This window comes from Flavobacterium sp. LC2016-13, assembly GCF_009707955.1.
Taxonomy (GTDB): Bacteria; Bacteroidota; Bacteroidia; order Flavobacteriales; family Flavobacteriaceae; genus Flavobacterium.
Window position 1 is genome coordinate 1 of sequence record NZ_WMDQ01000030.1, and the last position, 7,186, is coordinate 7,186.

Sequence of the window (7,186 nt, forward strand, 5' to 3'; positions counted from 1 at the left end):
TTTTTGTTTGGTTTAGCAATAACCTTAATTTTTACAATGAGAATTTTAATTGAGTTTGTAAAAATAAATCAAGTGGAATTTGAAAATGGAATGAAATTAAATATGGGGCAACTATTAAGTATTCCATTTATAATAATCGGAATATATTTTATGGGTAATAATTTAATAAGAAAAGAAACTAAATAAAAAAACCAGCCACCAACAGCAAGGGTTTAGTTGGGTGGGCAGCACGAACAATGAATACCGGGTTGAACGGAACCGATTATATGTACACACCCTAGTATGGAATTATCGTTAAGTTTTGAGAGAGAATTATAAGAGGTTATACTTCCTTTAAAAACTTTAGTACATCAGTAATCAAATCATGCAGTATGATGTCCTTTTCAAAAGGTAACATCATGGTAAACGATTTTGTTGCCAATACGTCCAGTAAATTCCTTGTTCTGAGTAAAACGAATTATATTATCCACGATAGAGTGTTCATTTAAATTGATTTCTGTACCGATATAAAAAGAATTCCGAATAATCATTAAGAGCAAATAAAAGTATAAACTATTCCTTTATCCTTAGTTGGGGTTGGAAATACATAAAATATACAAGTTCTAATGGTCTGGTGGTTTTCATAAAAGAGATTTGGTTTTAAGAGGAATAAGCTTTTAAATGTTAGTGTCTTACTAATATGTAAGTTAAAAAATTAATGAGATAATCCTCTTCGTTTTTTCTTATTTTTTTTGTTTTTCAACTGATATGGTAAATAATCCGTTGTCTGTTCAGCCTGCATTAAATTATCAATAATCTTATCTAACTTTGGTAACATTGCAAAATATTGTTTCCCTTCCGACGTAAGCACATCCAATACTTTTACTATATCAGGAATAGTGAGTGTGTTCTTCTGTTGTTCAAAAACAGTAATTAGTGATTCTTTAGAACGAAGCTTTTCATAAATCTGATTTCTTTTTTGTTCACCAGCAACCTTTAATCGGCATCGTTCTTCGATAGCTTTTGCACTGTATTGTTTACCCAAGCTACTGCCATTAAAAACATTTTTTGTTGTATGGTCAATATAGGTAATGCCATAGAGTAAACCTTCTTCACTTTTTCTAAAAATGCTGCTGATGCCCTCTTTTTCCAATCGTCTTGCAAGTTCGGTTATCGGCATTGCTCGCTCTCTTAATAATGCCATATCAATGGCATTTTTCACTCGTGTTTTATCAAGTGGATTTTTAACCTCATTATTCTTGAATTTTTCCTCTAAAAACTTCAAAGTCGGTTTGTTGTAAAAACTGCTGGATTTTATTGGAACACCTATTGATTTTCCATTTGCGTCTAATATGTGATATACTAATCCCTTTGCTAAAAACATTTTCGAATTCTCACTGCCACGATCTGCCATGACATTGTACTGTTTGAGAGCGGCATTAAGCTCAGCAAAGCTATCGTACTTGTAATGGTTCAGAACCGTATTTAGAACATTAAATATGGCTTTCTTAGATTCAATCATTCCATATTGAACCTTGCCCATTGAAACAGGCTCTAAACTAAATTTTTCTTCCTTTTTTCTTCCTTCTGCTTTTACCAGTCCAAATTGCTGTTCAATCTCTTTTCTTGCAGGTTCCGATTTTCTCAAACCAATATTGTGCAGATCGATTCGTTTACCGTCTTTCTCAATATTTATAGAAACCACGTGCAAGTGTTCGTGTCCGGCATCGTGATGTTGATACACCAAATAAGGTTGTTCACCGAAACCGATTTTCTCCATATAAGTATCGGCAATAACAATTAGTTTTTCTTTGGAATGTTTTTCCGACGGGTCAAAATTCAGGGAAATATGAAGCGTATTACATTTTACATTTTCGTTTAATTCCGCTCGTTTTACAAACCGATTTAGCTTCATAATATCAGTCATTTTATCGACATCATTAGGATAATTACCCACTGCAATACACTCTGCATTACCCGCCTTTACTTTGTTCTCATTATAATAAAAAACGCTACGGATTGAATGGCTTGTTTTTATGATTGCAACCATTTGTCTGTAATTTTACTGGTGTGACTTTTAATTCCTTCTATCTTATCATTTATGATTTTTCTATCTATTTCAAAACTAATAATCCAGACTCTAAATTCCGGAATTTGTTGCAGGGTATGCAGTTTTTTCACGACCTGATTCAGGTTACTTCCAATAGCATTTAACTCCTTACGAAGTAGTATTGTTTCTTCTGTAAAATAATCTAACGACTGATTTCTGTAAGTGGTGGTAATGTTCTTGTCGAATAGGTTCTTGCGAAGATAATCACTTAACTTACGACAGGTACTGGCTTTGTATTTCTGCTCAATTTTTGCATATTCTTCTGTTGTGAGTCGCAAAGTAATTTTGCGTGTTCTGTTTGAATTTTCTCTTTCCATCATCTTTCATTTTCATTGTTATCAAACTCTTTTTCTTTTAGTGTCTCCACCACCGAGTTCCGAGGTAATAGGTGGCAAGATAGGTGGTTGTCCGACAACCATACATCTTGCTGACTGCAGGAACGAGGCAGTATTTTAGACTTCTATAAGGTAAGTACTAAATTAAATAGAATATTTGGAACTAGACCAACATGGACATATTTTGACCATGACATCTATTGATAGTTGGAAAAAAGCTAAGGTCATATTTAGTTTTTTTCTTTAAAAGAAAGAATTGATCAAGGAAAAAATCATCTAATTATCGCAGCTAAATTTTACTTTGGAGGGGTAAATAATTCAAAAGTAAATCTATGTGATATAAATAAAAGGATGTGGTACGGGAATCCGTAAGAATATCTTTTGCAAGTTTAATATCTTTGAAATAATGAAAGACAGATACCAAAATATAATCGATAGGGAAAAAGCCAAATTAAGTTTTGAGTTGGCTAAAATTGATCGTCGTTATAAACGAATTATCTTTACTTTGTATGGGACTTTTTTGATCATTCTAATTTGTTGCGTTTGTTTCTTTTCTATTACTTTTTAACGAACTTTTATTTTCGGAAGAAAGGTTCATGTTTCTTGCCTTAAATTTATATTTTAAAAGAAAAAAACGAAAAAAAAGAAAGCAATCTAAAAATGGGACAGCCAGGCAAAGGAAGTGCTATAAGTCCCGAAGGGTGGCAGGGCGAGGAACGAGGCGTGTCATTATGCGCACTTCGTTTGCAGATGTCCAATAAATTCGCTTGCTTTTTATTCTTTTTTGAAAAGTTTTAAAAAGTCTTTTGAAAGTGTACGCTTCTTAAAACCAATCAAAAAACAACAAAAGAAGAAGTGTACTTTTTCAAACAATATGACTTTCATAATCCACAAAATTCTGAATGCTTTTATGAAGATTTTTGTGGGTGTTCTGAAAACATAAATGCAATTTGAAATTATCTCTTTACAGTAAAGTAATTGTGTCAATTAGATTATTGACAGAGATATAATCCAATACAAAATCTTCCGCTTCTTTTTTGTGTTCAACAGAAGTCGAAAATGAGTTGAGATAAAAATCTTCATTTTCATCTGCAATGTGAATAATTTCAGTGTAGCCTTTGGTAATTAAAGAACCTTTTAGTTTTAATACTTTAAGCTCATTACTTCTTTCAATTTCTTTTTTTACTCGGAGCTTTATAGTTTTATCCATGGTGTCAGTTTTTGGTAGTTCTATGATGTAAATCAAATAGTATTCCAAAACAAAAAAGAGACAGAAAGTCTTTTTTTGTCCATCAATTCTCGACATAAAAGCAGAGAATCTATTTCTGTGATTTTATTAACTGAAACTACAAGATCTTTTTTTACTATTTCAGTTTGTTTTTTCATTAGGGGCAAGATCATAATTGCGAGGTACTTATCAGAAATTAAACATAGTACTTGTCATTTTTTATTGAACATATTGATGCTCAGTTTTATTTTAAGAATTTTTTTTTGAAAACTTTAACTAAAATATCGGATTTTGACAAATTGATGCCGGATTTTGATAACAAGTTATCAAAAAGGCTATTGTAATTTTGTTTCATCAGAATTATAAAAATTAAATGAGCAATAAAAAACTTTTTTATTAAATGTAATTTGAATTGGATGTCGAAATCTATTGTATAATAAAATAGAAAAAAAATAGTCTGTTATTTCTTCAAAACACGAACCTCAGACATTTTGAATTCCATCTTTTACAAACTATAACTAAAAAAAATCTTTTTTGATAAGTTTTGCTCCGTTTTTGATAACAAGCAATCAAATAGCCTGTTGTAATTTTGTTTGAGCAACAATCACAAATTGAATTTTAAAAAAGATAATAAAATTTATTGTATCGGTATCTAAAAAAGTTAGAAATAAGAATATTTTTTAAAACACTAATTGGATACAATTTAACTCATAATATTTTTTATAAGAAAAAATATTTCTTTTTAATTATTCGCAATAAAAATGGCAGGAAAAGGCAAAACTTTGGCAGGATTTTGACAACACTTTGTAAAACAATCTATTGTAGTTTTGTTTTGATCTAACTCTAAAAAAAGAAAAAGGATTAAAATGTTTTTCTTTTTGAGTTTAATGGAATTTGATTTAGTGAGTACAATTTACTATTTGAATAATAGCAAAAATTCAAAACTGAAATAAAATTTCATACCAATTATATGATTTGATATTTCATAATTCAATCAATTTAAAGATTAGAAAACATGAAGCTAAATATAAAAATCAAAAATGCAATTCTGGAGATAATTTGTCTGTTGTATGTAATTCTATTTGTATATGCGGCGCTGAGTAAATTACTTGACTTTGAGAACTTTCGTGTCCAGCTTGGACAATCCCCACTACTGAGCGCTTTTGCAGGATCAATTGCGTGGATTGTACCAATACTGGAATTGCTTATTGTATTGTTACTTGTTTTTAAAAAATGCAGATTAAGTGGTCTTTTTGCAGCCTTTAGTTTGATGGTTATGTTTACCACTTATATCTATATTATTTTAAATTACAGCAGCTTTGTTCCGTGTTCCTGTGGAGGAATCCTGGAGAAAATGGGATGGAAGGAACATCTTTTTTTTAATTTTGTTTTCATAATGCTGGCAGCAGCGGGTATACTGATACTGGCCGGTGGGATGCCAAAGGTATCCCGGATTTCAAAACCCGCTGTTCTTGTCAGTTCTTTTTCGGGAAGTGTTTTTTTTAGTATTGGAATTGTTGTGCTACTGTTTATTTTATCAGAGGACATCATGCATCATCGCAATAGTTTTATACGCCGTTTTCCACATCATCAGGCTGTAAAAATAAGTGAAGCCAATTTACGGTATAATTCATATTATTTTGCCGGGGCAGCAAACGGAAATTTGTATTTAGGGAATACTACAGCGCCATTACATATTTTGACACTCGATAGCATTTTAAAAAACAAGAAGGTATTCCAAATAGAATTGGACAAAAGTAATTTTGGATTTAAAGCGGTTACCATTAGTATTTTTCCACCCTACTTTTTTGTTGCTGACGGCAATGTACCTTGTTTGTTTAGAGGGGAACTATCCAATTGGAAAGCCTCACTTTTTATGCATGATAAAGCTTATTTTTCACGGATCACACCAATGGATTCCCGCAGGCTTGCCTTTAGAGGACAAGCTGTAAATAATAATGAAAATATTATTGGATCTATGGCAGTTGGGAAAACTGTAAATGTAAAATTAAACCCGGATTTGTTACAAAAACAAATTGATGGTGTTTTTGATACCGATGGGATGCTGCATTACAGTTTGGGTCTAAAACGTATTGTTTATGTTTATTTATACCGCAATGAATTTGTAGTGGCTAATGATTCGCTTGATTTAAAATATATAGGAAAAACTATTGATACTACAAACAAGGCTCAAATTAAAGTTTCCTATCTCTCAGACCGCAATCAAAAGAAAATGTCAGCGCCACCGCTTATCGTTAATAAAACCAGTACTGTTTATAAAAATTTACTTTTTATTCATTCGCCGGCTCATGGCTTATATGAGCCCAAAGATCTGTGGAGTCAGGCAAGTACTGTTGACGTTTATAATTTGAATGATGCTTCTTATGTCTCAAGCTTTTATGTATATAACATTGGAGATGATAAAATAAGAAGCATACTGGCGCATGAGAATTATCTCTATGCCCTTATTGGCAATCATATTGTTTGTTACGAGTTTAGTAATTCACTTTTGGAACATTATAGGAGTGAATTATGATGATAATATACCCAGGGCCCGGGTATCAGGAATGTAATCGAACACCTGTAGAAAAAAGTAGATATTTTTTTTAAATTTAATTTTTATTACCATGAAAAGATCATATGTAAAAATGCTTTTACCTACTGCGGCTTTTGCCTTAGCAATTGTAGGTGCTTTTGCCTCAAATCCAAATGGCAAAACAACAAATGTTAGTGCTCCTGTACAAGGGTACATCAACAATCCGGATCCATGTACTGAATCTGTCGAATGTGATAATGTACCATCAGGTGATATCTGTACCATTCAAAGTACAAACCAACAGGTTTTTGGTTTGAATGCCAGTGGTACTACTTGTAACAGAGTATTATACAAATTGAATTAATTTAAAGAACTTAAAGCCAGAGTGCTGGGTTCATTTACAATGCAGTTCCGGATTTTATAATTGGAACTGCATTGTTTTTGTTCATAATGATTTTAAGGGAGTAATACCCCAAGAAGGTATACTTTTATTTTGAAGATAATAATCGAACCACTGTTTGATATGTTCACTTAGGTCTTTTTGATTTTTCGGATTCCTAAGTAGATGTTTTTCCTGTGGATACACGAGCATAATATGTTCTTTATTCAATCTTCGGAGCGCCAGATAAAATTCTATGCTTTGGTACCAGTGTACCTGCCGGTCTTCTTTACCTGTCCAGGAGAGTAATGGAGTTTGAATATTGGTTACATGTTCCATTGGAGAGTTACGGTTGTAGGCTGCTTTATCTTCAAAAAGTGATTTACCCATACGCCATTGCTGATTTTCAAAACGCCAGATCTCCGGGGTACCGGTGTTCCATCCCATTGTTAAATACCAGCTTGTCAAATCTGCTACACCGGCGCTCGATACCGCTGTGGCAAACAAATTGGTTTGGGTAATGATGAAATTAGCTTCGTAGCTGTAAAAACCAGTGATATTGATCATCTGATTCCAATTTAAATTGACCACCAAGTTTTGGTTTAAATTGACCACCTAA

7 protein-coding genes are annotated in these 7,186 nt (G+C 32.3%); 3 read left to right on the forward strand and 4 right to left on the reverse strand.

Annotation, left to right across the window (positions count from 1 at the left end; genetic code table 11):
* Positions 1 to 186, forward strand: a 186-nt coding sequence (locus tag GKZ86_RS25060; RefSeq protein ID WP_195936699.1) for a prolipoprotein diacylglyceryl transferase family protein, incomplete at its 5' end; no start/stop codon positions are given.
* A 508-nt stretch (positions 187 to 694) separates the two neighbouring features.
* Here the strand turns inward: GKZ86_RS25060 and GKZ86_RS25065 are convergent.
* The 3 genes from GKZ86_RS25065 to GKZ86_RS25075 form a co-directional block, all read right to left on the reverse strand.
* Positions 695 to 2,029, reverse strand: coding sequence for a relaxase/mobilization nuclease domain-containing protein (locus tag GKZ86_RS25065; protein ID WP_154785750.1), 1,335 nt, complete (start codon positions 2,027 to 2,029; stop codon positions 695 to 697).
* Positions 2,014 to 2,406: a plasmid mobilization relaxosome protein MobC gene (locus GKZ86_RS25070; RefSeq protein ID WP_194632681.1), complete on the reverse strand. Its 393-nt coding sequence runs from the start codon at positions 2,404 to 2,406 to the stop codon at positions 2,014 to 2,016. Before GKZ86_RS25070 ends, GKZ86_RS25065 begins: the two co-directional genes overlap by 16 nt.
* Before the next feature lie 982 nt (positions 2,407 to 3,388).
* Positions 3,389 to 3,634 carry a hypothetical protein gene (locus GKZ86_RS25075; protein WP_154785752.1) on the reverse strand — a complete coding sequence of 82 codons (246 nt, stop codon included), beginning with the start codon at positions 3,632 to 3,634 and terminating at the stop codon, positions 3,389 to 3,391.
* 1,033 nt (positions 3,635 to 4,667) lie between these two features.
* On the opposite strand from GKZ86_RS25075, the gene GKZ86_RS25080 reads away from it, so the two are divergent.
* Positions 4,668 to 6,188, forward strand: a complete 1,521-nt coding sequence (locus GKZ86_RS25080; RefSeq protein ID WP_154785753.1) for a MauE/DoxX family redox-associated membrane protein — start codon at positions 4,668 to 4,670, stop codon at positions 6,186 to 6,188.
* A 91-nt stretch (positions 6,189 to 6,279) separates the two neighbouring features.
* Positions 6,280 to 6,552, forward strand: coding sequence for a DUF6520 family protein (locus GKZ86_RS25085; protein ID WP_154785754.1), 273 nt, complete (start codon positions 6,280 to 6,282; stop codon positions 6,550 to 6,552).
* Positions 6,553 to 6,633: 81 nt separating this feature from the next.
* Here the strand turns inward: GKZ86_RS25085 and GKZ86_RS25090 are convergent, their stop codons facing one another.
* Positions 6,634 to 7,134, reverse strand: a complete 501-nt coding sequence (locus tag GKZ86_RS25090) for a S9 family peptidase (protein WP_154785755.1) — start codon at positions 7,132 to 7,134, stop codon at positions 6,634 to 6,636.
* Positions 7,135 to 7,186 lie beyond the last annotated feature (52 nt).